The following is a 24,225-nucleotide window of genomic DNA, read 5'->3' as shown; positions in this document are numbered from 1 at the left end:
TTAGTGGATCGAAATGACCGCATCGGATTGAGCCAATCCAAGCTGGACGGCATCTTCGAGCAATTTGGTTATTTGGCTGGCGTTGGGGGTTTTGCTGCTGTGTGTGATGCAGGCAAGGCGATCGAGGACTTCGATGAGGCTGTGCTGACTGATCATGTCTTCTAGGGTGTGTTTGAGGGTTTTTGATTCGATAAGCATGGGTTTTGAGTTTTGGGGTTTGAGTTAGGAGAAGTTCCAGAAGTTCTGAAATTTACCTTACTAGCTCTTATACAGCATACATACAGCATGTGTAAGTGCTAGTTTTGTATGTAATGACTCAACTTGACAAAGGATCTGTACGATGACAATGAACAGTGACATAAGCAATCTAATGAAGCGGCTGGCTACCTACTTACCCGATCCGGTCTATCAGGAACTAGAGCAATGGGCGACTCAGGAGAAGCGATCGCTAAGCAATCTGGTTGCGTTCTTGCTGGAAAAGGCGACTGTTGAACGACGCAAGGACTCTAAGCAACAACCAGATGAAGAAAGCAGTAATGAGTAGCGAGATCGCTCACCCATTCAATGACTGTGTTTGTTGTTTGCTGCTGGCTGGGAGAGGGGTTAGGTCAGGTTTCTTTGAAGGGTCAAGAGTCTAGTTCTAGCGGTTGCAAAAGAGGTGTGATAGCGTGTGTCCAATGTATTCCTACAGGACACAGGACGGATGGCTGTAGAACTGGATTCACTGACGATTAAGGATTTGGAAGCGCGATATGGAGTGGCGCGATCGAATGTCTACAACCGGATCAATGGGCTGAAGGAGAAAGGCTACCCGATGGAGCCGGAGAAGCGGGGGGCAAAGTCAATCTTCAATGCGGATCAGGTAGCGTTAATGGATGCGCTGGACAGCCACATTAAAGCGGGGAATGAGATCGCCAGTTTTCCGGCTGCGGGTGGGCATACGGATCTGTTGCGTGTCTCACAGGACACCTGGAAACCGTCTCACAGGACGCAGGACATTACTAGGGGTGATGAGAGTAAGATGGTGGGCGTACTGTTGGGTGCGCTGGCTTCTCTCCAGCCGACTGAACCTGACCCACTGGCAAACCTGGAACTGCTGGATCGGGTGGCTGAGAAGGGGTGGCTACTCTCGACTAGCCAGCTTGCACCATTGCTGGGGCTGAAGTCGCTGCACGGGTCTGAGTTTTGCCGCTATGGGTTTGTGTTTACCAAGGTAGGCAGAAACGGGGCTGAGAGTGCTTGGCGGGTAGGGAAAGGAAAAGTGAGTTAGGAGGGTGCGATCGCTTAGCGGGTTTTCAGTAGACAGAATAGTGCGATCAATTCACCCAAAACAGGATGTGATGCAGAATGATTTTGCCTATCTCTTCAATTGGAGTGTTATGCAGAAATCCGTCTGGCTAATCATCATTTTGGGGGTGTTATACGGAAAGTTTCCGTATAACCAATAGTTAGCCTGCTGTCCTTAAAAGTTCTTAATTTAAGTTTTCACTATTAACTATCACTCGAAGATGGCAAAAGCTCGACTTCTAAGCAATACTGACCCAGAAATTCGTGGTAAGTCAGATATATTGGTGGTTGTAATCCATGGTATTGGGCGAGATTTGAAAGACTGGTGTGAGGCAATCAGAGAATTTCTACCAGACGCTGATTTGCTTGTTCCGCAATATGATTCAAACATAGTCTCAAATGTTGATCCAAGAAGAGTTGCAGATCAACTAGTGGAATATATCCATGAGGTTGATATAAATCGCTCAAAGCGCTCAGATGGTGGTGAATATCAAAGTATTATTCTGATTGGATATAGCGGAGGCGGGTTAATTATCCGTAAGACCTACCTGATAGGCATGGGGTATGGTGATGATGAAAAGATAATCCGCAACTTCAAGCCGTTTCCATGGGTTAAGAAGGTTGAGCGTATCCTTTTGATGGCTGGTCTTAACCGAGGAATTTCCAATACTAAGCCTGAGCATATGAGCTGGCTTTTCTATGCAATTCAAAGATTAGGTTGGGTTGCCTTTCCACCGCTGGGAATAGGAAAGTTTGTCTCTCATCTGAAACAAGGTTCACCCTTTGTAGCAAATCTAAGAGTTCAATGGATTCGACTCAGTCAATCTCCAAATGTCCAGCTTCCGCCAACCATTCAGCTTCTAGGGGATATCGATGAAATTGTATCAGAGGCAGACAATATAGATGTGCTTGCGGATGCAGGTTTTAAGTATCTAAAAATTCGAGATACGGGACATGCCTCAATTTGCGATTTTAAGAACCCTGCTGTTGGTTCCCATCGAAAGGAAAGATTTCATCACGCACTAACAACTCCCATTGAAAGTCTAGATAATAGTTCAATTTCATATGAAGATGAAGTCGGACAAGCCAAAGATCACATTGTCTTTGTTATGCATGGCATTCGAGACATGGGCTTGTGGACAAGCAGAATCGGTGAAACTGTAGAATCAGTTGCCCACCAGCTTGGACAATCTGTAGACTCTATCAAAGCAGGGTATGGCTATTTCCCAATGCTAAGGTTTTTGTTTCTGGGGTCACGACAAGTAAACGTTCGCTGGTTCATGGATCAGTATACGGAGGTGATCGCCCGCTATCCAAATGCCAAAATCAGTTTTATTGGGCACAGTAACGGTACCTATCTATTAGCTAGTGCCCTTAAAAGATATCATGCTTGTAAAATACATCATGTAGCTTTTGCGGGAAGTGTAGTTCCTAAAAACTATCCTTGGGATAATTTAATCCAGCAAGGGCGTGTAAAGGCAATTCGCAATGACGTTGCATCGGCAGATTGGGTAGTTGGCATTTTTCCAGGCTTCTTTGAGTTACTCAAACTCAGCGATATTGGTACTGCTGGGCACAATGGTTTTCAAGATGATGCTCCTAAGGATAGTTCTTTTGACCAATACTTCAAGGGTGATCATGGTGCTGCAATTCAACCTGCAAATCATGGCTCGTTAGCCTACTTTATCCTTACAGGTAATAACGTTGCTCCCGAAGAAGGGTTACTCGTAAATCAACAGAGTAATTGCGTAGTGATGCTCGCTAAACTATGTTGGTTAGTTTGGTTGTTGATTTTTGTTATCGTAGGTTCCTTGGGCTTTCTATCCACCTGGATACTAACTTTCTTTGGTATTCCATTAATTCTGACCTGGCTAATTTATGGTGTTCTTGTGTTGCTTCTACTTTACACACTGTAATTGATAAGGCTAACAACTGCGCTGCACTGGAACGCAAGGCGTTGGTTGAGTTGTAAAGGTTCTCTGCGTCCGGTGAGCGCGAACGTTCGACTTCAAAAGTTCTGGGTAGGCAAAGCCTATTTGGAATCATCTGCTTGAGTTCAGTCATCATTGAAGCAATGGCTGCAAAGTAGTAAAGAATTTGTTGGGATTCTTGGTGGAACCAACAAAGTTGAGTTAAGTTTACTGTTGCAGATCCGACCAAGTAGCGGCTAGGTTATGTTTTAAGATGACTGAATCACAAAATCCAACTTTATCATTAAAAGATCTTCTCGATATTGTGGAAAAAATAGAGGGAAGAATTAATAGTTATTGGAATTTTTATACGATTGCTCTATTTGCGATAGCATCATGGATTTTTGGCAGTATGACTTTTAATGCTTGGCAAGCAGCCATTATCAGTACGGCTCTCGCCTTGTTTTTTGCCTCTAACCTGATGTTTATTACTATTAATGAAAATCGTTTAGCGGCGATTGAAGCTGAGATTAGAAGTGTTGCAGCAATTTCTCTGATTGAATCTGAGCGATTCCGTAAGTTTCTTACTTCCAACCTAATGCCACATCGTCAGAAAACCTCAGCAATCTTGCACCTATTTGTAGATGTTGCTGTCATACTGTTTGTTCTAAATAAGGGTTTTCATTAGGAAAAGATTTGTGAGTTTTCAGCCGAACAAGTCGCTGCACCGGAACACAGAGTTAATTGGTTGAGTTGCATAGGCTGTTTGTGTCCGGTGAGCTTGGTCGTTAGATACCTTTACGATCGCACCCCTACCCCATCCCCGAATCTGCGCTCCAACGCCTCAACTCGCAGCTTCAGGTGAGCTAATTCAGTTTCAGGATGTTTGGGGTTGTAATGCTCCTCTAGCAGTCGCTTTAACAACTGCGATCGCTAGGGCAAACTAAAGAAGCGCGATCGCGCTGATCTACTCTCCTGTCTTGTAGGACACCAGCAGACTGTTCTACAGTACGCAGGACACTTGAGGGATTGATGAGAGTAAAATGGTGGCAACTCTGGTGAGTGCGTTGATTACGCTTGGTTGCCCCACTCGAAATATTTAAATGAGTATTAAAGACAAGCAGGCGCATCAGCCGTCGCTGACGGAGGGCGATCGGACTTAATTAATTTTTCTAAAACAGATGAGCGAGCCTAATCCACCTAACGTAGCTAAAGACTATGGCGAATTTGTTCCTTTTACGGCGCGGATGATGGCAGCCATGAGAGCACGTGAGTTTAGCCGAGAGGATCGACTGTTTAACGATCCCTTTGCCGCCGTATTAGCAGGTGAGGAGGCGTTTCAACGAGTTGATCGACAGCTCACTTTGCAAGATCAAGCTTATGTTGCTGTTCGGACTCGTTTCTTCGATGACTTCCTCTCACTCAATCAAGGTCGTCAGGTTGTTCTTTTGGCATCAGGGTTAGATACTCGTGCCTACCGCTTTCCCTGGACTTCAGAAGTTGAAGTATACGAACTTGACCAGCCAGAGGTACTGGCATACAAGGCTGCTCTCCTCAAAGGCACAGACCTTGTATGCAATCATCACCTGCTTGCTGCCGATCTCACTCAGTCTTGGGAGGAAAAGTTGCTGGCGGCAGGGTATCGTCCCGAATCTCCATCAGTGTGGTTGATTGAGGGCTTACTCATGTATTTATCAGAAGCACAAGTTTATGCTTTGCTTGCATCAGTCTCCGATTTATCAACTCATGGCAGTAGTCTCGGAGTTGATCTGATTAACGTCAACAGCTTGGAGTACGAGCCTTACCGAGGTTACTTCCGCTTTGGATGTGATACTCCAGAAGAGTTGCTATCTAGCTATGGGTGGCAAGCTGAAGTAACTCAGCCTGGTGAGGAGGGTGCGAACTTTGGGCGCTATCCTTGGTCGTTACCTCCTCGCGAAGTTACCAACGTAATGAGAGCTTTTTTGGTGAAGGCGAAGAAAGAGGGGGCAAGCCCCGCGCCCGTTTGACTAGCCTGGGTTGAAAATCTGGTCAACCGTCAATTGCAATTCTGGGAAAGTGGGGGAAAGCAGGCGTTCACAAAGTGTCTCTGCAAGAGAATCGCTGCCCCGGAATTGCTGTAGTTCATATTCTCCATCGACCAGGGTGCAAACGGTGAAGGTCGGTTGCTTGGGTGAGCCAATGTAACGCCGACCCCCAATGCCAAGGTAATCAGCAATCCAATATTCCTGGATGCCAAACGCTTCATAGTCTGCCAATTTAACCAGGTAATCATCGCGCCAGTTGGTGGAGACCACTTCTACCACGAGTTTGATAGACTGCCCCAGAGTGATGATAGATTCTCGCTCCCACCGGGGTTCATCAGTCAGCTCAGGCTCCGCTAAAACAACGATGTCTGGCTCATAGCCCGTATCATTGCCAACTTTGACGACGCATTCTTTGGAGATGAAATAGGGCTGGTTCGCTTGGCGAATGGCTGTGCCCAGATCAAACGCTAAATCACCCGCCAATCTAGAATGCTTGCCTCTCGGTTTCGGCATTTCAATCACCACCCCTCGTCTCAATTCGTAGCGATTCTCCGAATCTGGATACCAATCAATAAATTCGTCGAATGACATGGGTGTCTTATCAATGACTGCAATCATGGCGATCGCTGCTCCTCCGATTCCCCTAACTTGATCTTCTGAGTTCAATTTAGCAGCTTCACTTAATCACCGTATCCACGGCTCATCCGCTAACCTGCGCTCCAGAGTCTCGATTCGCACTTTCAGGTGTGCCAATTCGCTCTCAGGGGTTTTGGGGTTGTAATACTCCTCTAGCAGTCGCTTTAACAACTGCGATCGCTCGTTTGGTTTTGAGGGTAATTGCTCCAAAATTTGGAGACTCACGTCGTATTAGGATTCCCGAAAAGTCATATACCTACTATGGCTTTTTTATGATCAGACGATCGCGCACCTAAAACTTCCGCCCAGAGAGTCTTCTACTTCCGAGCCTTCTTATTCTCCTTCTGCTCAATTCTCTGGGATAGAATCAAAAGCACCTGGTCCCGCGCCTTCCGAATCTTTTCCAGTTCATCTGGCTTGAATGAAGTCGAGAGGATGGCAAAGCCACCCTCATTGTGAACCAACCGCCGTCCCTCGCGATCGTCAATCTTAGTGAATCCCCTCCTGCGGCTGAACACATACTGTCGCCCTTTCCAGTAGTTGCGCTCCGCTAAATTCAGCACCATATTTGCCGTAGTGATCAACTCCTGCGCGATCGCTTCCTTCTGTTTTTGATTCAGCTTCACCAACGACGAGCGCGAAATGCTGAGTTCCCGCTCCAGGGCATCTATTTCATCCGTCAGTGCGTGGAGAGTGACCCGGCTATCCTTCTCTCTTTGAACCGCAAACTCTTCATTCTTGGCATGGGCGGCAACCACCGAGATCGCGTCTTGGGCAATAGGCAACCTTTTAGAGAAGAGCGCATCAACCCGCCGATGGTACTCTTCTGCCGATTCCGTGTTCTGGGGTTTTGGAAGTGCAAATTCCCGCTCTAATTCAGGCAGTTCCAGCGGTGAATTAAACTGCTCATAAATTTCCTGGATTTGAATGTGTTGAGCAGTAATTCGCTTAATGCCCCTTTGCAGTTCTACTGGCTTCAAGTATTCAGCAAATTTATCTTGCCATTCTCGCAGCTTCTCACGTCCTCCAAACCAGTTCTCCCAACTGAGCCATGCCTTTTCTTCATCGCGATGTAGGGGCACAAAGTGGGCATGAATGTGAGGATTCACTTCGTCGAGGTGCAATACGGCTGAGAGAATGCGACCCTGAAACTCCTTCTCTAGAAAAGCTGCGCTGCATTCTGCAAACTGATTTACTCGCACCATATCCAACGCACCTTTCGGATTTTCGTCCTGGCGAAACCAGGCAGTGCTGGCAGTCAAGAGAATTTCACAAGCAAGATTAGAGTCAGGTCGAATCTTACGCCGCTGGGCGCTTTTCTGAAGGAGTGCCTCTATGCGTTCTGGCAACTCTTCCAAGGAACCTATTAGCTGGCGATTGAGTGGTGTGCGGGTTGGGTCAGCATTGGGAGTTTCCTGGGAGCGATCGCAATGCTGCTGCGATGCTTTGATTGCCCCCGCAGATTTGAGTTTTCCGAATCGCAAAATACCGTATGCCATAGCTCCAGTGAATGGGAATTATGCGGTTATGTACAACGCTAAAAATACAGCGGTTTGCAGACTCATGAGGGACAGTAGCAGCAGTGGGCAAACCAGTTTCGCAAATGCTTCGGATTCATTAAATCCATCGCCGTTGCAATCAGCGTATCGACCCGTTTCGAGGTCGTCGGCGAGAACTGCCTTAAGAAGGCTTTTAACTGCGACCACCAGTGTTCTATGGGGTTAAATTCCGGGGAGTAAGGAGACAGGTACAGCACCCTTGCGCCAACCGCTTCAATTAGAGGTGCTATCGCGTCTACTTTGTGGGTCGGCAGATTGTCCATGACCACAACAGCCCCTTGCCAGAGTTGGGGCACAAGACACTGGGAGACATAGACTTCAAAGGCAGCCGCGTCCATCGAAGCATCCATTGTCATTACAGCCAGGACTTTTGAGACCGAGATCGCACCAATGACACTCACCTTACTACCGCGATAAAAGGGTTTGAAGTCGTAAGCTCGTGCTCCAGACCTTGCACGGGCATGCGTTCGCATCAGTCCCAGCAAAACTCCCATCTCATCAAGAAACACTAAGTCCTTGAGGTCTACCCCCTTGACTTGGGTCCAATACTCCGCTCTTAAGCGTTGTACGCGTTCGCTCGTCGCTTGGTGGGCGCGGAGTGTTTTTTTTGGCGTGGTAAATCTAGTCGCTGGAATGTCCGACACATGGTGCTTTGGCTTACCCATAGTCCAGTCGCATCAAACAATAACTCACAGTATTCTGCCAAGGTCGCATCGGTCTGTTGCTCGAAGATCGCCATCAACTGATCTTGATGCTCCATCACCGCACTCACCGACCCACCCTGCTTGCGTGGCACCACATGACCTTCTGTCCGCTTCTGAGTGACCCACCGCTCGACACAGTTTTTGCTGACACAGAAGCGCTGCGCTACTTTTCTGAAAGAGCTATCTCCTTGTTCAATCGCACTGACAACTCGTTCTCGCAAGTCGATGGAATACGGCTTCATTCGTTACCTTCTTTTGCACCACTTTAGTGTCCCCTATCTGAACGCAAACCGCTGTACTTAGCACGAAGGGACTCATATACAAAGTGTTTTTAGCGTTGGCTAATTCTTTCCTTTTTCTGCTTACCGGACTGAGCCTGGAGCAATTGCACCTCAATTTGTTGCCATTGCTTCCATAACTCCGGCGTAAAATTGTTCTCGATCGCGTGCCAAGATTGCTTATCTTTGAACCAAACAACCTTTGCAATAATTTTTTGACTGTGAGATTCAAAAAAGCTGATTTCGTTCTTTTTCTGGTTCAGCGTGTATTTGTTAAAAACGAATGTGGATGTTTTTGAAGTTGTCAAAAACCGAACCATCGTGGGTGCGATCGCTTCCACTTGTTTTCGTTGTTCTGGGGTAAGCCGTAGCACTGCTTGTATTTGCTCATTTTGTTCTGGAGTATAAACAACCCCTAACTGCCGCTGCAATCCATTGAAACTATAGCGATTGCCTAATTTATTCCCAGCCATTGCAACGCCATCCAAGGCGTAGCTGATGCCCTTGGGTTTTCCAGTGCGAGTGAACTGCACGTCCACTTCTACGCCGCGCGCTTGCAGTCGCTCAATTAGCTCTGAAACGGTGGGGCGATCGACTGCTAGATGATCCAGTAGATTTTGCAACTGCGTTTGAACCGGCAATTCTCCAGTCATTTGAGATTTGAGGATTTGATTTTTGCTTTGTTCCTTTCGTCCAGCTTCCCAACTATTGGGCTGCGGGCGAAGTCTGTATTCTGATTCCAATAATCGCAGCACCTTTTGAGAACGATAGCGATCGCGCCAGGTCTGAACTGCCCTACCTGTCTCCAGGTTGATCCGACTGAGGACGATATGAACATGGCGATGTTTTTTGTCGTCATGCTGCACGATTGCATATTGGTATTTGGGTAGCTCCTCCTCCAGAAACCGATTAATCGCCACCGTTAATCGCTCTGACTCGTCTAGCAACAACGGTTCACGACTGCCCAGAATCAATCCGGCAATATAGCGATCGCCGAACTCAGACCATTGCTCGTCGGTCAAATTCTCATCATGAGGAAGGCTCAGAGTCGCATGATAGACCGGACGTTTTACCCGGCGATTCTGATTGCGAGAGAGATTGTAAATCTGCGCTGTCTCTATAATTAATTCCTGTGTCTGCGCCCTGTTCAGTCCGCTTCGTTCTACCGTTAGTGCCACATTTCCACCCACTATTCTGGCTTCAGCTTTGCCAAAGCAATAGCCAAAGGTGGCAGAAAAGCTGTCATTCTGCATTAGTTTTCCAATCATCTTTTTCTATAACTTTAGATAGCTCAATTAATACGTTTTGGATAATCTGTTTCGTTTCGGCGACCTGCTGAATTAATATCGCTTCTTCTACAAATTCACATTGGCTCAGTCGTCGAACTAGCTGGTTTAAATTTGCACCCACACGATTCACCGCGATCGCGTTTTGTATTGTGGCGTAGGGCAGTTTGACTCGTCTGGGTTGGGGTAATGGTAGGTCGAAGACTCTCGCTTTTACCCAATCTGATACTGATATTCCTCGATCCTGACAGGCAGACTTGAGCAACAATTTTTGTTCTGGAGTGCAGCGGAATGACACCCACTCTTGCCCCTCTATTACTGCCTTTTCTGCCTCTTGATTAATCTCCTGAATGACCACTGTATTGGTTTCAATCAGCCGTCCCATTTTTAGCCGTAGTGCATCCAATACATCAGCGCGATCGTCTGAGTTTGATTTGGAATTAGTCGAGGATTGATTCACGGGGTTCTCCAAGGTATCCCCTTGGACAAGCCAGTCGATGGGAGCTTTAGCTACCAGGACACACCTTCGGTGTGTCACAGACTCTAGCTTGCCCCAAGAAAAATGAGGGTGAGGGAAGATACTCTTAGCCTACGGGTCACAAGCAAAAGAGAAAACCGTGAAAAACCGTAGAACTAAGGAAGACAAAGGAAACCCAAGTCCCTAGAGTGAGGGAGGTCTTGAGAATACTTGGTTGGTGGATTACAGATATGGCACGATCTGGAGTGGCTTACGACCCGGAAGTGACGAAGGAAGCCAAAGGTAAGCTGAAAAGCTTGGCGCGTCAGAAGCCGAAAAATATGAGAATGTCTCTCCGCAATGTGATCGAGGAACTGCGTCCAGAAATCGACCAGGCAAAAGCTGCGGGTCACACTCTGGATGATATTGCGATCGTGCTGGCAGAGTGTGGAGTGGTGGTCAAAGCCGCAACGCTGAAGCAGTATTTGAGAGAAGTTGATGAAAACGTATCTGGCTAACTAATTCAATGAAATCTCAGAAATCTCGAATTAAATACAATGAATACATTCGCTCCAGTGCGTGGCTGGACAGGCATGAGAAATGGCTTAAGTCCTTTGATCACTGCGCTGCCTTTCCATTTCTCCAGCTAGGAAAATCAGATGGGGGCTACCACAGCTACAACATGCATCACACACACTACAAAACGTTGGGTCGTGAACGGCTTTGGTTTGATGTGATTCCCTTGAGTCTTTTCGCCCACGATCACATCGTTCACGGGGTGCTTTCGTTCTACCAGTGACCCAGCGAACAGGGCTTTTATCCAACCCATTTCAGCGAGTGTTTCACGGTTGGTGTCGCATGATGATGCTAGTTATTTGCTTTTGGTGGGTGATTCTTCCGCTGACTTTAGTATGGGTGTTGAAATTTACTCACACCGGTCCATCCCTGGTTGCCCAGGCAGTCTCTTCGTATCATTCAATCTTCCACTAAGTATTAGTGATCGCCTCACGATTTATAGTTTGCTCGATCATCTTCCTAAAACTGCTTCATTTTTTCTTTATAAAGCTGGTTTAGTTGGTGAAGAGTCTTTGTCAAAAAAGTGCTAGAGGCTGCCACAAGAGTTCTGTGGGAAAGGTAGTAAAGACCTTATGAAAAGACTGGTGCATCATGATTGTTATCGGTAAGGAGCTTTGGTATCGCGATCGCTCTGGGATATGTTTTAAGTGTCAGATTGCTCACATCTATAGAAGTATGTGTGAGGTGTTGATTTGCTACTCGGAAACCAGTTCGGTGCAACGGGTACGAGTCCGAATCACGAACCTAGCAGATCAGGTTCCAGAAGGCATTCAACGATTTGATTACATGAAACGAGTGTATTTGAGGGAGCCTATTAATTAACAAAATCCCTCTTTTACCCTTCCCCGATCGCCTTCAAGAATGCATCCTCAGCAGCAGAAAGCCGCTGCCCGGTGACGTATCGTTCAAATACCTTCTCAGATTGCCCGGTGAGCGATCGCGCTAGAAGGCTATCTACTCCCAACGCCAACAACTCGCTGGCAAAGGTATGGCGAAACCGATGAGGGGTGAGATGGTCCGAACTATCAGGAGCAACCCCGATCGCCTGCCCTAGCCGGAATCGAACAAAGTGATAAATGCCCTGATATCCTAGTCGTTTACCAGGATTGCGGCGATCGTGAGAGAGGAATAGTGGACTACCAGGTTCTAAAACCTCATATTGCTCCAACCGTCGCCAGTCGAGATACTCAGCGATCGCAGTTCTAGAGGATGGACGTAGGGGCACTCGTGCATCTTCTTTAGTCTTTTTTCGCTTAAAACAGAGACGAATACCATCCCAGTTCTCTAGATTCAATGCCGACACATCCTCAGCCCGTAGACCGTGGATCAGCACTGCCAAAAGTGCCCGGTCACGCCGCGAAATTGGATCATCCCAGTCCAATCTTAAAGCAGTTGCAATCTCAGCCATCTGATCTTGGCTAAGATTGCGCGGCAGCGGCACCCCTAACTTCTCAAATTTCACGGCTACCGTAGGTAGAGTGGCAGTAAAGTCCATGTAGCCCGATAGCTGAAACCAGCGGTAAAAACTCTTGATAGCCGTGATTGCCTGGTTTATAGAGGATGGGGACAAAGGCTTTTCCTTACCATTTTGAGCTTCTTCCATAAGCCAACGCTTGTACTGGGCAATATCTCTAGGCGTGACGGTGTGCCAAGTACGTTCAACTTGAATAATGAACCGCTCTAGCTCCTTTTGATAAGAGCGCTGAGTATTCGGTGCAAAGTTGCTGGCTTGCAGGAATTCCTTGATCCGCTCGAATCGAATGTCTTTCGGTTCTGGTGTTTTAGTTGGAGAAGTTTTAGTTGGAAAAGCAGACACGATTTGGATTATGGGGTTCAACATGGCTATTTCAGCCCACTCCGAACTTGATAAGGTGGATCGATGAATCCTAAGGTTCCAGCAGGGGCGACAGGAGAATTAAGTTGACGGTGTCTTCGGTAATGGCTCCGCTATCAGCGTAGTAGAGATAACGCTATTTGAGGTGATTGAGCCTTGCCTTCTCGGTATCGGTCAAGGGAGGCAACGGTGCTTTTCATTGGGTGAAAAAGATGGCATCTGGGCTGGGTGCAATGCCGGGTCTCGCCTGGGCTTCGGTGAGATTGGTAATCGCTTTGGTGATACTGAGGGTGACCATCGGAGTTTTAGCAGTGGGGAGTGGTTTCTACGCTAGCATTCTTCGTCAATGTAGTCCCAGATCTCATCCAGGTCAGCTTCGGCAAGTGGACGCTTAAACACTTGCTTCATAGAACTTCTAATTATTCGGATTATTTCTGTTGAGTCGCCCTTTGCGCTTGTCCGTGACGAACCACTGCTGACCTATCCAGAGGAGTTGGCTCACCGCTATCCATGCCTTTGCGAATTTCTGTACGGAGTTCTGGCAGTTTCATTGCCTGGAGCATGTCACGTTCTTTGAGGAGTCGCAAGCCTTCACGGATAACCTCACTGGTAGAGGAATACATGCCGCTGACGACTTTTTCTTGAACCATTTGCTAAAGTGCCAGGAAATATTGCGTGGAATGGAATAGAGAGTGAGTTAAACTAACTCGCACCTTACTACAACTTTTGGTCAGAGTCCCGAAAGTCGTACCTCGTTTGCACACTTACCTACCTGAGTTCTGACTTTTAAGTAGCGTTAAATCAGCAGAATAAGAATTGGAAGAAGGCTGAGAACGAACAAACTTAAGAAGTCCATACCACTGGTTACCTTTTTTATCCGTTAATTGCCATAAGCTCAAATAAATCAGTTCAGTTGCATAACGTGCTTGAGGCAACCAACCCTTTTCTTGCATTTGTTTCTCATAATGGAGCGCTAAAGCATTAGTAGTGAGAGGTTGGGATATGATGCTAGCTTGCTGAAAATATAATTTTTTATCCAGACTTTCACTTCTCTGACTAACTTGTGCATTCGCCGGAGGGTTCAGAACCGGAATTGGTACTTGATTTGTATACTTCTCAATAGACACTTGCATTTCAGAGAGTTCCTCGCTTTCCTTGTCGCTCTCCTTGCAGTTATCACTACCTGGGCGTAAATCAACTCGAAACTCAGTTGAAGTCGGTGATTGCTCCCATGTTTGCAGCACTATTTCAACATCACGCTTGCGATCGCATAAAAACACATATTGCAAGCCAGCAGTAGCAGAAGTCAAAAGCTGGTAATCATCTTTTGTAGGTAGGAAACCTATTTGACTTAATTGGGAATGCTCCTCGACAAAATCGATCCACTCTAAAGCTTTACTTTGCGCTCTATAAAACTGGTGGATTGCTTGGGCAGGCTGGGAAACATCGAAATAGAGGACAACGTCCTCCTCGTCATCCACCCAACTACCTATCAGCGTTGCTGTTGGTGGCAAAGGAAATGGTGTCGGTAAATGAGGTGGGAGTTGATTAGCAAATAATTTTCCTTTAAAGCCTTCTCCTAATAAACGCAATGCGAGTGTTTGAGAAATCTTGTTTGAATCACCGTTTAGTATATCCTTGCGACTTTGAGAAGGATAACGTAAACCGTTTTGAGATGAAGGTTTAGACTCTTCATCGTTCAACTCAAAAACTGTTAGAGACACAAGATACTGACGTGACTTTTGTATGGGCAAAGCAGCACTGAGACTCGCTAAATACATTAAAAAGGAATCAGGGGCTTCGGCATTCTCATCTTTGAATAAATCGACTTCTGGCAATCCGGAGTCTGCAACAAGAGAAACTAGTGCTATAAGCTTATTGCCCTGAGCATCTACTGTTACCCAAGTACTCCAAAAAAAGTTGCGATCTTTCCCACCATTTCGATATGACCAACCTGCTAATCGCATTTGAGAAGCATAGTGTTCAGTAAGCAATTGAGGCTCAAGTGAGGTTCGGACAAGGGCATCTCCAAATAAACCACCACTTAAGGGAAAAACTTTGCTGCCAGCCGGTGCTGCAATCTGAGCAAGCTTAAGACGCTTTTCATATTGAGTCTTGAGTTGAGTCAACATTTGATTACTCATTTCTTCAGCTAAATGATCTTGCTCCTTTTTGGTTTGGCAAAATCGACTACTCTTACGCGGCTCCAGACTAAGGCGTACTTCTGTGCCTGAGTTCACAGTTGAATTAGTCATAACAGATAAAGCTACTTCTTTCGCTAAATTACAAAAGTGCAGAAATTTTTGAGGAGCTTCATCCACTTGTGGTTTAATAGCTCTTGGAATTTGACGAGGTTTTTGGACTCTTGCCTGTGTCCATCCTCTACTGGTTAACTGAGCCTGATAAAAAGCCTGTACTTGCTCAGCAGAATCATGGGTATCTAAGTGAATCAAAAAAGAATCAAAGTGACGGTCTTTGCGTGATTCACTACCTATTACTTCAGCATTTGGTAATTTGGGAAGCTCAACTGGCAGATAGTTTGGCAGGCTACCAACCCACAGATGGGAATTATCAGATCCGAAATTCATGATCCTTCTGATGAAATTTACTGGCACTTGAACATCACTACTATTAGTTGAAGCTGCCATTGAGTTTACTGACACCAACGGTATTAGGAAAGGTGCAAGTACCATAGAAGAAAATAAGGCGGACAGAGCTTTCATCCTGAAATTTATGAGATGTACTTGAACGAACGTAACTAATTATTTTTCAGACAAACATTTAAGAGCAGACGTTTTTATCTAATCTTTATCTTGTCTGTAATGACCGAGTCCATAAACTGGCAAGGTGAGGGGAAATGATACATCTCTGGGAGAGTCCCTGCACAAGAAGAGTACATGTATGGAAGTTTGGCTGATTCCTTATCCTCATTCCTACATCTCGACAATCATTACTCACTGTTTGCCTTGAGTTTGATTGGGACAAGACACCTGCACTATTTGCTCCCGAAGTGCTTTTAGTTCTGGTGATGGTTGAGGCATACTGTATAGTTCCTGAAGCGCATCCAGGAACAGGTTTTGATTGAGAAAGAATTGTACGCGCTGTTTAAGTCTTTCTTCTGGCGTTACTTTTTGATAGTTTAATTGCGTTTCCAACTGCGTGAGTTGGGCAGTGACTCGATCTCGTGTAGATCGCTCTAAAATCTGAAAAATCACTTGCGAAATTTCAGTTCCAGTTTCAGCTTTCCAAATGTATCGAGTTCCTGGGTTTAAAGATTTTCCTGTATGGATAATAGAATTGGCATTCCCCAAGCGATCGCGTGTCCAAATCGGCTGTTGAGGATCTGCAAAGTCAAACACAGAAATCATTTCAGCTTTGCCCTTCCAGACAAAAATTGGGCGATCGCGCCAAATGACGCGCTGACTCATCAATTGGGGGATGACCGGGCAAATTAATCCTCGGGATGTGCGTGGCTTGTCCTGGTCGCGGCGGCGAATAATTTGTTGCCAAACGCTACTCCAGGGATTTTGAGGTGGAGGACTCTGCGGCTGTGCCTCAGCCGATGCAGGGTAGCAGGGCAATAGCATCAACACATTCCAAATGAGCAGATGAATAGAATGGGACAGATAACGCTGAGGCATACTATTTTTTCCAACGTAAGGGCATTAGATAGAAGGCGATCGTCGCTGTGGGAAACACAAACGGAATCAAGAGTGAACTCGAAATATAGAGTTGTAGGCTAACTGCCCCATACAGTCCAATTCCACTCAGGACAGACAGCCCCAGTCGGCGTGATTTGATTTGGGTTAGCCGTTTCCCCGCGATCGCCGCAATTAACACCATCCACAGGTCAGGAATTGGAATCACAAAATGTCGCTGGAGTAGATGATGAATTCCGTAGGCGCTCAACTCCCCACCTGTCAAACTCGAACGAGCCGATTGATTGGGCGGAGTCCAATACTTCACTGCTAGAGGAGACGCAGTTTGATCTTTGGTTTGATCATCTAGACCCGCTTCAGTATAGCGATCGGACGCGATCAAAATGACCTGGTGCTGCAAATTTGCAGGATCTTGCACTTCATTTGGTTGCTGTAGCTGATAAGCGGCGATCCGTTCATAAATGCGATTGGGGGGGATGGAAAAATCGACAATGGGCTGTAGCCAAAACTGACGAAATTCACGGGAGAACTCCGTGAGGGATAAGGTTTGTATGGGTGAAAGTGTGGGTGAATGGGCGATCGCCAACTGATAAGTAAAGGGACAGAGCCGCTCACAAGGTTGACCAGCGCGGGGCAGGGGAAGAAACCAATCGGCGCTATCGGTGTATCCTTGTACGCCCCATGCAGGCATGATGCCAAGATCTGGATGCACACCCAAGTCGCGATCGCCTTCTAGAATCGAGGCAAAGACGAAACGGGTTTGGTGGTTTTCTGCCAGCGATCGTACCGCTTGCCTCAACGCCACCACATCGCTACGGGTCTGAATTGCGGGTTCATCTAGCAAATAATCAATTCCAATGACTTGAGGGTCATAGGGTGCAAGGCGCTTCAACACCTGTGCGAGGTAACTCCAGGGCAACGGATTGCGCCTTTGAATTTGGGCAAGATCGAGAGATTTCTTATCAATGGCAATTAACCGAACTGGAGGTGGATTTTGCGGAATCTGTCCCGTCAGTTGCCGATAAATTGCTTGAACGTGCAGCCGCTGATCCAGTAAGGCGTTTTGCAGAGGATTGACTAGACTCAAAACGGCAAGACTGAGTAACACGCCTGTCTCCCAGCGCGTTGGCAACCACTGCTGTTTCCAAGCTGACCAGTTTGTGGGACGTAGTTGAGGTAACGTTGCGCCGGGATGCCGAAAGATCGACGGAATCCAATCGCTCGAAGGGTAGGTTAAATTGGCATCGTGCTTTAGGTCGTGACAGGCAGACAACACCGCAGTGTGGGCATCTTGACACTCGCTAATATGTCGAACGAAACGCTGAAAAAACTGTTGTGCCACCGCATTGTGAATCGGTTCACGCATAATCACGACTTGACTTAGCCCTAAGTTAATCAATGCTTGTGCGATTCTCAATCCCTGACAGGAGTTAAAGATAGCGAACTGAAGCCCTCGCTGCTTCGCCAGTTGCAAATCAGGCTCAATTTCCTGAATCGTCAGTGTTTCTCCTGGTGCAATCCCCAGTTCTCCGCCCGTCAAAGCAGTTTCGTTGCTGTGTCCGGCGAAAAACAGAATGTCCCACCCGATCGGGTCAGCGATCGCCTGCCGAATTTTGGCGCGTAACTGGCGATTGTCCTGGTTTGCCTGATAGCCCTCAAAGTGAACATCTGCAAACTTCCGTAACTGCTTCAGGCTCTGTTGTTCTGCCTGGAAATTTAGCCCGGTTTCATCGCCTAGAATTGCTAGGATTCGCAGTTTGGAACGGCGGTGAGCAGAGGTGCTGGGTTGACGGACAGTAACTGGAGTCCGAGCCATTCGTACAGATAGCGCTAAGGGAAACTCCTGCCCAACATTCCAGGTTTCCCAGGGTAGCCGTTCTAGGGTCGCCTCGCAGGTTAAAAACAAATCTACGTTCGTTGAGTCGGTGTTTGCCTGAGCAGCTTTGGCGATCGCGGCTCGGATAGGTAGCAATTCAGCTTGGTTGATCCAGGCATGGAACTGATCGATTAACCTGGCTTCTGCTTCTATCAGACGCGATCGCCAGTTGATCGAGGGTAAATCAGTGATGCCGCTCACACCGGGACGAGCGCGAAACTGCCGATAAAATTGTCGATACGCTTGCTGCCAGTCTTCGTAGCACTGAAACACCGCAGCTGGATAGCAAACCTGAGCAGACAACTGTTGCCCCTGTCCCCAACTGAGGTGAAAGTGGCAAATGTGGGCAATGTGCTGCACCTGGAGGTTAAGTCGGCTCACGATTTGGTTGGTTGAAATTGTAGGGTGGGTAAGGTTACGGCAACCCCAGTGTCTAGGGCAATAGTGACCAAAAATTGTTCGGTCAATGCTCCAATCACTTCAGTGAAGAGGCACCCTGCGGCGTTCGAGGCTCGTAGACATTGGACAATCTGCATCATTTGCAAGTCTCGCACTTCTAATGTCAAACCATCGGGCAGGGTTTGATTGGTTTGATGCTTCAGAACCAATAGCAGTGACCATTCCGCCTCTGCATTAGAGGACTCTAGTAGGGAGACGATCGCATAAAGCTGTAGTTCAACCCCGCTGAGGCTAAAGCAACGATAAGCGGCCCTAGCGTTGGCAGCGATAGGCATTCCCTGGCTAACAGGCTGTCGCAGACTGTCCAGAAGTGGCTCGATCTGAGTTTCTCGCCAATCGGTCTGAGTTGGCAATTCGCGTAGGGCGCTGGCAAAAGTCTGGGTCGGAATGACGATCCAACTTAAGGTTTGGGCGATCGGCTGAAGTTGGGTTTGTAACTCGGCTTGAAACCACTGTGCCGTGTTAACCACAGGCTGTACCAGGAGTTGATGCACTCGCTGCGCCAAGGTTTGAGACGAGGGCTGCGGCAGCGAAATGGTGCATGGGTCAAGGCAATTAAGGTACAGCAACAGGCAATCTAGATCGGGGTTAAGCCACTGTTTGGGCAGTTGATAGGTAGTCCCAGTCTGACCGATTAACGTCTGGGTCGCATTGTGTTGAATCAGGGCATCCTGCTGGATGAATCCCTGGAGTCCGATCGCACTTTGTTCTTCGTAAACCGTAATCGGCAGATAAAAGTGAGCAGCAAAATCGGAATGATTCACAACGGGTTGCGGCACCCGGAAATCACCTTGGTTGAGTTCAGTGGCAATTAAACAGAGACGGAAACCTTTTGCTTGCAGGCGACAGACAGCGCTGGTGCCGTCAGCGATCGCGGGTTCCAAAATGACACAGTGAGTGTCGTCCAAACTGAAGTTAACAGTGCGAGTCGTCAGCCATTGCCGAAACCCAGCTAAGGCTAACCCATTCAGGTAAACTGCCCACTGCTTGCTAGAATCGGCAATGCGTTGGCTGAGATGAAGCGCCTGCTCAACTTGGGATGGTGTAAGAAAAACAATTTCAGGGCGACGATCGCCATCGTCAGTCAGGTAATTTGGTTCGTCATCAAATTCGTAATCCATCTCGCTATTCATTGAGGAGTCTCATCGGTAGTAGAGCAGTTATGGGCCATTGATGTCCTTCTCTATCTAGTGGTTCTAAATGGATGCAGCATATGGGTCTAGCTGGAGTCTTGACGTTGAGCCAGGATTTGGTCTAGATAGTGGCAAAGATGGTGTGAAAGTTGAGTTTCACCCTGCTTTAAACCTTTAGGCGTTTTGTCTCGTTGGGCTTCAGCCTGCATCAACGCTTCCAGTTGCTCATCCAGAGAGGCTTGAATGTGCCGATCTAAGTCCTGTAGTTGTTCAGGTGTCACATAATGTGCGGCTTGAGTGAAAACCACCGCTTTCAGTTGGCTCGACATCTGGTGACGCACATCAGCCCGGAGGGGTTTCAGACTGAGTAGGCGAGATACTGCATCCTGGGCACGGATGCCAATTTTTGTGGCAATTTCTCCCATGGAAAGTTGCTGGCAGTAGTAGGACTGGAGGGCAATCAGGAAGCGATCGCCCTGTTGCGGTGAAGTCGCTTTTTGCACCCGGTCTTGAATCACAGTTGCGATCGCCGATTGTAAGGCAGTTTGAAAGCTCTGGCGGTAGCGTTGCAGAAATTCGTTGTGGTCTGCGGCGGAATCGTCTATTTTATCCGTCAGTTGATACTCCAGCCGTTCGCGGCTTTCTGGTTCATCAAATGATTGACCCCATTGAACACCACCCCGACGGGCAAGACGATACTGCCGCAGGCGTTGGGCAAGAGTCTGGAGTTGTTTTAGCAGAGTGTCTGGGGAAATCAGGGTTTGCGTTTTCTCTTGCATCCACTCACCGATGCGTTGCAGTTGCGCTAAAGTGGGCGGTGAGCAAGCCTTACGATTGCCCTGTTGCAGGCGCTGTTGCAGACGATCAGGGAGATACACGCTGCGGTAGCTCTCTAGCAGCAGGCAAGCGTGATGCACCTCGGCGGGATGGAGGCGATGAAACTGGCTGAGAATGGGTGGCAAATGATTCGGCTTCGTGTCGTTGAGCAATGCCCAGGGGCTGATCAAATAAACGCCATGTTCCAGCAGAAATTGTTTGACATCGGCATGTTGCCGCACTTGGCGAATCGCCCAGGCGGTGAGGCTTCCGGCACTGGGTTGAAACGTTTTCAGGATGTGCAGACTGAGCGGCTGGTAGGTTACAGGGTGGAGAGTGGCATCGTCATCCAGGGCGAGAGGAAGTAGATCATTAATTTGAAAGCGGTGGTGGGTGCCGAATTGACGCACAAGACTTTCGCAAGCATGGGCGATCGCGTGGGAAAGATAACAGCGCAGGCAGAGTTGAGCTTCTGGCTGGGAACAGGTAAGCAGGTGGCATTGAACGAAATCGTCATTCAGAGTGACCGAGTCCAAGTTGGGAAATTGGGCTTGAAAAACTGATCGCGCAAGCGGCTGAACGACAGACTGATAACGACCGTCGCTGCTAAGTTTGAGCATTGTCCAGTATTTCGCAAAAGATGACATTTCAATCGTTTTAGCGGTTACAGTGCATTACCAATCAAGATAAAGGGTGCCCAATAGTAAGGATGGGTAAAATCCACCTGCCCGCCGCCTTCAACAAATCGTCTTGCGCCTGCCCGAAAGCTTTGCAACTCGTTGAGGGTGATTTTACCGCTGAGAAAGTTGACCTGGACGTTTTGAATCGCTTGACTCTTCGTGAGATTGCCACGGGCAAGATTTTGGTAAAACTGCTGCATCCACATACTTGTGCTGGGGTCATTCACTTGCCACAAAGACGCAATCACCGATTTGGCTCCGCGCTCCAGAAAAGCGTTATTAATGCCCGCAATTTCAATGCCATCCTGTTCGCGGCGACCGCCCAAAGCCGTTTCACAGGCAGACAATACGACTAAATGCACCCCTGGCAATCCATTTAGCCCCTGAATATCTGGAGATTTGAAGCGATACCCATCGCCCAATACCAAAAAGGAGCGATCGCCCGCGCCCGGTTCAAACTTAGCGTGGGTGGCGAGGTGCAAAATTTGATGCTGAGGCAGTTCGACCTGAAGCTTGGGTTTGGTGAAGGCTTGATTCAGAAATTTATTGCCAGGAAAACTGCCTTGAGCGTCCTGGGTTTGTTTTGTTTTGACAATGGCATCCAGTTCGATCGGCACGTTGGGCAGGGCGTTGAAACCAGGAACCGCATCCGATAAACCCATCGCCAGCACGGTTGCCTGAGTGGGCAATCTGGCTCCAGCGTCGGTTTTGCTAGCGGCGACAATCGTCGAAACGGTGTAGCGTTCAATCAGGTACTTCTCGCCGTCAAATAGTGCCCCCATTGGGATGTAGCGAGTGGAGCGATCGGGAGCAAAGACCAGGTTGCGAATCGGTTGTTTGACGATCGCTTGCAGCTCTTTTTGCAGTTGTGGCGGAAACATCCACTGGTAAAGCGTTTGGCTCACTTGCTTAACTCGCTGCGTGTCAGCCTGGGTGCAGGGCTTTGTTTCACAGCGTTTCATCTCCGTCCGAAACTGCAACACAGTCGAGGCAAGTTCCTTTTGCCCCACCTTCACTTCGTAACGAGTGAACACGGGTCCCGGACTGCCTACCAGCAGCCACAGCTTATCTTCCAAAACCAGCGGATAGATCAGCAGCGTTCCGGGTTGGCTATTAATGACCGCTTCAGCCCGACGGCGAAAGTCATTGTTGGGATCATTGGGGTTGATGAAGGCAATATCCGTAGCAACTTGCTGTTTAAGTTGGGCTTCCAGAGTTTTAACCAGGTTTGCAAAGGCGATGTTTTGGCGATCGCGTTGGGCGATCAAAGTTTGTAAACGTGGACTGCTGGCACAAGTGGAGTCGCTGTAACATTGCTGCATGGTTTGAGCAAAGGCAATCAGGCTAGTGTGTGCTGTCAGAATAGAGGTTTCAGATTGGCTGAGGGCAATGGCGGTAGGGGTGTCGCCAGTCCGAGTATCCGGGGAAAAATCGCGCAGTTCTTGCAGCTTCAGCAGTTCCAGCACTTGCTGCGCCTCGGCAATGCGCCCCTGAGACAGGAGCAGATCCGCCAAGGCGCGATAGGTGCCCGCAACCGACTGGGTGTAAGATTCCTGAGATTCACGCGGCAATCCACGAATGCCGCCTCGAATCGTCTGCCGCACATTCACGGATTGTTTGTAAAAAGCAATCGCGACTTCTGGCTGCTTTTGTTGAGTAAACAGAGTCCCCAGATTGCTCAGCAAAAGCCCTTCTCCTTCTCGGTCTTTGACTCGCTGAAATAGGGCGAGAGACTGCTGATAATGAATACTGGCTTCCTTGTACTGTGAGCGAGAAAGGTAAGCATACCCTAAGTTATTCAATACCGTTGCTACCCCATCACGGCTTTTAACTTGCTGATAGAGTGGCAAACCATCCCGGAAAACAGCCTTGTTGTACTCCCTAATGAACTTAGCAACATTGGTCGGAGCGCGTAGTTGATTTATTTTTTGATTGCGTTTCTCAATCTCCACAAAGATGGTTAGAGCTTGCTGGTAATAGGCGATCGCTTTCTCATCTTGCGAGAGGGATCGGTAAGCATTGCCTAGTCTATTTAACGCTACTGCCTCGCCATAACGATTTTTGACTTGCACAAAAATGTCCAGAGCCTGCTGACAATGAACGATCGCTTTCTTGTAGTCTGAACGAGACAAGTAAGTAAACCCTAGATTATTCAGTGCCGTTGCTTCACCATCGCGGCTTTTGACTTGCCGATAAATAGACAAAGCCTGTTGAAAATAGGTAATTGCTTTTTCATATTGTGAGAGCGCTAGATAGGCATACCCAAAGTTATTCAACGTTCCCGCTTCACCATCACGACTTTTGACTTGTCGGTAGGTAGATAATGCCTGTTGGAAAGAAGAGATCGCGTTCTCGTACTCCGACAGAGATAGATGAGCATAACCCAGGTTATTCAACACGACTGCTTCGCCTTTGCGGTTTCCCAGGGATGCAAATGAGCCTCTAGCGAATTTGTACTGGATGATCGCTTCTTTGTACTGTGAAACAGATTGGTGAGCAGAACCCAGATTATTCAACGCTGTTGCTTTATTATTGCGACCTGCCGTATCGTTGCGATCTCTCAAGAACACTGCCATAAATTTCCAGAGTGTTAGATCCCCTTCGTACAGACTCGGCTGAAATTGCTCATTTTTTTGGGGTTGGAAAAATTCCTCCTCTTTCATCCTTTCTAGTACTGGTGGTTGCCCTTTTCTAAACCTGATGCGATGCGGATATCTGCGTAGTTCTTCTAGTGTTGGGCTTTGCGGTTTTGCTAATTGTGTAATGGTTTGCCCGACCGCTGGCAATGCAAATGCCTTTACCGGAATCAAACCCACTAGCCCCATGACCAATCCAGCGACTGCAAACTTTCTGTAAAGCATCTACGTTCCTCGGGTTTCCAACCACTCATCTTTCATGATTCGACAGTGTTTCAACATATGCACCGGATACACCGAAGGAGAGAGATCGCAGGATGCAAGCTGTGAGCGCGACTCTAATCTAGTCATACAACACCGCAGCGTCAATCTTACTGGGCTGCATATGCTGTTTTGGTTTAGAACTAAGAAA

At 47.7% G+C, this 24,225-nt stretch carries 25 protein-coding genes; 8 read left to right on the top strand and 17 right to left on the bottom strand.

The window, feature by feature from the left end; all coding sequences use genetic code 11:
• Complete coding sequence (locus tag AC1S5B_RS20175; RefSeq protein ID WP_482037485.1) at positions 1 to 198, bottom strand: hypothetical protein; 198 nt, start codon at positions 196 to 198, stop codon at positions 1 to 3.
• 172 nt (positions 199 to 370) lie between these two features.
• Here AC1S5B_RS20175 and AC1S5B_RS20170 point away from each other — a divergent pair, with 172 nt between their 5' ends.
• The 4 genes from AC1S5B_RS20170 to AC1S5B_RS20155 all read left to right on the top strand — a co-directional run bounded on the left by AC1S5B_RS20170 (position 371) and on the right by AC1S5B_RS20155 (position 3,885).
• On the top strand, positions 371 to 544 hold the full coding sequence (locus tag AC1S5B_RS20170) for a ribbon-helix-helix domain-containing protein (RefSeq protein WP_482037484.1): 174 nt from the start codon (positions 371 to 373) through the stop codon (positions 542 to 544).
• A 159-nt stretch (positions 545 to 703) separates the two neighbouring features.
• Positions 704 to 1,270, top strand: a complete 567-nt coding sequence (locus tag AC1S5B_RS20165; protein WP_482037483.1) for a ubiquitin family protein — start codon at positions 704 to 706, stop codon at positions 1,268 to 1,270.
• A gap of 238 nt (positions 1,271 to 1,508) precedes the next feature.
• Positions 1,509 to 3,203 (top strand): lipase family protein, encoded by a 1,695-nt coding sequence (locus tag AC1S5B_RS20160; protein WP_482037482.1) that lies wholly within the window; start codon positions 1,509 to 1,511, stop codon positions 3,201 to 3,203.
• 268 nt (positions 3,204 to 3,471) lie between these two features.
• On the top strand, positions 3,472 to 3,885 hold the full coding sequence (locus AC1S5B_RS20155) for a hypothetical protein (RefSeq protein WP_482037481.1): 414 nt from the start codon (positions 3,472 to 3,474) through the stop codon (positions 3,883 to 3,885).
• Positions 3,886 to 3,995: 110 nt separating this feature from the next.
• On the opposite strand, the gene AC1S5B_RS20150 is transcribed toward AC1S5B_RS20155, so the two are convergent.
• The gene (locus AC1S5B_RS20150; RefSeq protein WP_482037480.1) at positions 3,996 to 4,121 is read right to left on the bottom strand and encodes a hypothetical protein; all 126 of its coding nucleotides are present in this window, start codon (positions 4,119 to 4,121) and stop codon (positions 3,996 to 3,998) included.
• Between the two features lie 257 nt (positions 4,122 to 4,378).
• On the opposite strand from AC1S5B_RS20150, the gene AC1S5B_RS20145 reads away from it, so the two are divergent.
• The gene (locus tag AC1S5B_RS20145) at positions 4,379 to 5,206 is read left to right on the top strand and encodes a class I SAM-dependent methyltransferase (protein WP_482037479.1); all 828 of its coding nucleotides are present in this window, start codon (positions 4,379 to 4,381) and stop codon (positions 5,204 to 5,206) included.
• On the opposite strand, the gene AC1S5B_RS20140 is transcribed toward AC1S5B_RS20145, so the two are convergent.
• The 7 genes from AC1S5B_RS20140 to AC1S5B_RS20110 all read right to left on the bottom strand — a co-directional run bounded on the left by AC1S5B_RS20140 (position 5,207) and on the right by AC1S5B_RS20110 (position 10,147).
• The gene (locus tag AC1S5B_RS20140; protein ID WP_482037478.1) at positions 5,207 to 5,890 is read right to left on the bottom strand and encodes a Uma2 family endonuclease; all 684 of its coding nucleotides are present in this window, start codon (positions 5,888 to 5,890) and stop codon (positions 5,207 to 5,209) included.
• 18 nt (positions 5,891 to 5,908) lie between these two features.
• On the bottom strand, positions 5,909 to 6,085 hold the full coding sequence (locus AC1S5B_RS20135; protein ID WP_482037477.1) for a hypothetical protein: 177 nt from the start codon (positions 6,083 to 6,085) through the stop codon (positions 5,909 to 5,911).
• A 92-nt stretch (positions 6,086 to 6,177) separates the two neighbouring features.
• Complete coding sequence (gene mobV / locus AC1S5B_RS20130) at positions 6,178 to 7,359, bottom strand: MobV family relaxase (RefSeq protein WP_482037476.1); 1,182 nt, start codon at positions 7,357 to 7,359, stop codon at positions 6,178 to 6,180.
• Positions 7,360 to 7,421: 62 nt separating this feature from the next.
• Positions 7,422 to 8,084, bottom strand: coding sequence for an IS630 family transposase (locus tag AC1S5B_RS20125; RefSeq protein ID WP_482034977.1), 663 nt, complete (start codon positions 8,082 to 8,084; stop codon positions 7,422 to 7,424).
• Entirely contained in the window at positions 7,976 to 8,365 is a 390-nt protein-coding gene (locus AC1S5B_RS20120) for a helix-turn-helix domain-containing protein (protein ID WP_482034976.1), read from the bottom strand. Before AC1S5B_RS20120 ends, AC1S5B_RS20125 begins: the two co-directional genes overlap by 109 nt.
• Before the next feature lie 89 nt (positions 8,366 to 8,454).
• Positions 8,455 to 9,654 carry a relaxase/mobilization nuclease domain-containing protein gene (locus AC1S5B_RS20115; protein ID WP_482037475.1) on the bottom strand — a complete coding sequence of 400 codons (1,200 nt, stop codon included), beginning with the start codon at positions 9,652 to 9,654 and terminating at the stop codon, positions 8,455 to 8,457.
• Positions 9,644 to 10,147: a plasmid mobilization protein gene (locus tag AC1S5B_RS20110; protein ID WP_482037474.1), complete on the bottom strand. Its 504-nt coding sequence runs from the start codon at positions 10,145 to 10,147 to the stop codon at positions 9,644 to 9,646. Before AC1S5B_RS20110 ends, AC1S5B_RS20115 begins: the two co-directional genes overlap by 11 nt.
• 248 nt (positions 10,148 to 10,395) lie before the next feature.
• Here AC1S5B_RS20110 and AC1S5B_RS20105 point away from each other — a divergent pair, with 248 nt between their 5' ends.
• From AC1S5B_RS20105 to AC1S5B_RS20095, 3 genes are all read left to right on the top strand, one after another.
• On the top strand, positions 10,396 to 10,662 hold the full coding sequence (locus AC1S5B_RS20105) for a hypothetical protein (RefSeq protein ID WP_482037473.1): 267 nt from the start codon (positions 10,396 to 10,398) through the stop codon (positions 10,660 to 10,662).
• An 8-nt stretch (positions 10,663 to 10,670) separates the two neighbouring features.
• On the top strand, positions 10,671 to 10,943 hold the full coding sequence (locus tag AC1S5B_RS20100) for a hypothetical protein (RefSeq protein ID WP_482037472.1): 273 nt from the start codon (positions 10,671 to 10,673) through the stop codon (positions 10,941 to 10,943).
• A 368-nt stretch (positions 10,944 to 11,311) separates the two neighbouring features.
• Positions 11,312 to 11,542, top strand: a complete 231-nt coding sequence (locus tag AC1S5B_RS20095) for a hypothetical protein (protein WP_482037471.1) — start codon at positions 11,312 to 11,314, stop codon at positions 11,540 to 11,542.
• A gap of 13 nt (positions 11,543 to 11,555) precedes the next feature.
• Here AC1S5B_RS20095 and AC1S5B_RS20090 read toward each other — a convergent pair whose 3' ends face one another.
• The 8 genes from AC1S5B_RS20090 to AC1S5B_RS20055 all read right to left on the bottom strand — a co-directional run bounded on the left by AC1S5B_RS20090 (position 11,556) and on the right by AC1S5B_RS20055 (position 24,038).
• Positions 11,556 to 12,560, bottom strand: a complete 1,005-nt coding sequence (locus AC1S5B_RS20090; RefSeq protein WP_482037470.1) for a tyrosine-type recombinase/integrase — start codon at positions 12,558 to 12,560, stop codon at positions 11,556 to 11,558.
• A 422-nt stretch (positions 12,561 to 12,982) separates the two neighbouring features.
• Complete coding sequence (locus AC1S5B_RS20085; protein WP_482037469.1) at positions 12,983 to 13,204, bottom strand: type II toxin-antitoxin system ParD family antitoxin; 222 nt, start codon at positions 13,202 to 13,204, stop codon at positions 12,983 to 12,985.
• A 114-nt stretch (positions 13,205 to 13,318) separates the two neighbouring features.
• The gene (locus AC1S5B_RS20080; RefSeq protein WP_482037468.1) at positions 13,319 to 15,202 is read right to left on the bottom strand and encodes a hypothetical protein; all 1,884 of its coding nucleotides are present in this window, start codon (positions 15,200 to 15,202) and stop codon (positions 13,319 to 13,321) included.
• 306 nt (positions 15,203 to 15,508) lie between these two features.
• A complete protein-coding gene (locus AC1S5B_RS20075) occupies positions 15,509 to 16,195 on the bottom strand; it encodes a hypothetical protein (RefSeq protein WP_482037467.1) in 687 nt (228 codons plus the stop codon).
• Position 16,196: 1 nt separating this feature from the next.
• Positions 16,197 to 18,470 carry a CHASE2 domain-containing protein gene (locus tag AC1S5B_RS20070; protein WP_482037466.1) on the bottom strand — a complete coding sequence of 758 codons (2,274 nt, stop codon included), beginning with the start codon at positions 18,468 to 18,470 and terminating at the stop codon, positions 16,197 to 16,199.
• Positions 18,467 to 19,681 carry a DUF1822 family protein gene (locus tag AC1S5B_RS20065; RefSeq protein ID WP_482037465.1) on the bottom strand — a complete coding sequence of 405 codons (1,215 nt, stop codon included), beginning with the start codon at positions 19,679 to 19,681 and terminating at the stop codon, positions 18,467 to 18,469. Before AC1S5B_RS20065 ends, AC1S5B_RS20070 begins: the two co-directional genes overlap by 4 nt.
• Positions 19,682 to 19,767: 86 nt before the next feature.
• Positions 19,768 to 21,144 (bottom strand): hypothetical protein, encoded by a 1,377-nt coding sequence (locus tag AC1S5B_RS20060; RefSeq protein ID WP_482037464.1) that lies wholly within the window; start codon positions 21,142 to 21,144, stop codon positions 19,768 to 19,770.
• Between the two features lie 17 nt (positions 21,145 to 21,161).
• Positions 21,162 to 24,038 carry a CHAT domain-containing protein gene (locus AC1S5B_RS20055; RefSeq protein ID WP_482037463.1) on the bottom strand — a complete coding sequence of 959 codons (2,877 nt, stop codon included), beginning with the start codon at positions 24,036 to 24,038 and terminating at the stop codon, positions 21,162 to 21,164.
• Positions 24,039 to 24,225: the final 187 nt, after the last annotated feature.

The organism is Leptolyngbya sp. CALU 1928, from assembly GCF_056784215.1.
The sequence above is the reverse complement of the archived record's forward strand: the minus strand, read 5'-3'. Positions and strand labels throughout refer to the sequence as shown.